Origin of the sequence: Methanoculleus sediminis, assembly GCF_001017125.1 — an archaeon.
GTDB lineage: Archaea > Halobacteriota > Methanomicrobia > Methanomicrobiales > Methanoculleaceae > Methanoculleus > Methanoculleus sediminis.
In genome coordinates this window covers 1-1,257 of the sequence record NZ_JXOJ01000009.1, presented here as the reverse complement: position 1 = coordinate 1,257, position 1,257 = coordinate 1, and the positions used below count along the sequence as shown (strand labels likewise).

The window sequence follows — 1,257 nt, the reverse complement described above, 5'->3', positions numbered from 1 at the left end:
GGTAACGTCTCAGATCTTCTGTAATTTGCCTGAGCCCCGTCTCCTTGCCTGATCATTCCTTCTCCATGGTCAAATACCTTCTGCCGGTGACCCACTCCTCGTTGATGTCCATCAGGATGGATCCGACCAACCGGAGGAGGGATTCCTCGTTCGGGAACGCTCCTACGACTTTGGTCCTTCGTTTGAGTTCCTTATTGACCCGTTCCATCAGGTTTGTGGTTCGGATCCGTTTCCCGTGCTGTTTTGGGAATGCCGTGTAACTCATGAGCCCGGGGAGGAATCGTTCGATGGTATTGGCTGCTTTCCGGTACCCCCTGGCATTCAGGTCATCGGCGAGATCTTGAAGCCTTTGTTCACTTCCATAGGCCTCCTTCAGCCCCTCTACAACCTCCTTCTGATGTTTCCGGGGAATATTCCTCAAGACGGCTCGGGTACAATGAACCTGACACATCTGCCAGGATGCACCGAGGAAGGCGGCTTCAGCCGCCTTCTGGATGCCGGTATGCCCATCCGAGATGACCAGTTGAACCCCGGCAAGTCCTCGTTCTTTGAGGTCCTCGAAGAGTCCCGACCAGAATTCTTCATTCTCACAGTCGGTGACTCTCGCGCCCAAGATCTCCCGGTAACCATCCTCGCGCACTCCGGCGACCACCAGGACCGCCTTGGTGACGTACCGTGCTCCGTCCCGGATTTTGTAGTAGGAAGCATCCACGAAGAGATACGGGATAGCCTGTTCGATCGGCCGCAGGAGGAATGCCTGCACCTGATCGTCGAGATCCTTGGCCATCCGGGAAACCGAAGCCGGAGAGAGCTGATCGATCCCCAGATGACTGACGATCTCCTGGACTCTCCTCGTTGAGACGCCCTGGAGGTAGGATTCGACGATTGCATTCACCAGAGCCTTCTCCACCCGGGCATACCGTCCAAAGACCTGTGTCTCGAACGGGAACTCCCGAAACTGCGGTTTCCGGAGGATCGTCTCCCCGTATCGGGTCTTGAGGGATCGGTCCTTGTAACCGTTTCGATGCGCTTTCCGCGCATCGGTGCGTTCGTACTGGGCGGCTCCTGCCTGCTGGAGGGCCTCTGCGAGCATCACCTGGTTGAGGAACCAGGTGATGAGCGTCTTCATGCCGTTCTCCTGATCGGAAAGATAATCTTCGATTAACGCTAAGGGATCCATGGCCCTGTTTCTCCTTTGTCCAAATCTAGGTTGGATCCAGGGCCAATTCAATTTTACAGAACTTTCGTTACGCTACC

Annotated in this window: 1 protein-coding gene; it reads right to left on the bottom strand. The window is 55.5% G+C overall.

Features of this window, described 5'->3' with window-relative positions; genetic code table 11:
- Nucleotides 1-52: 52 nt before the first annotated feature.
- Nucleotides 53-1,180: an IS256 family transposase gene (locus tag SZ63_RS12285; RefSeq protein ID WP_048185896.1), complete on the bottom strand. Its 1,128-nt coding sequence runs from the start codon at nt 1,178-1,180 to the stop codon at nt 53-55.
- Between the last annotated feature and the right edge of the window lie 77 nt (nt 1,181-1,257).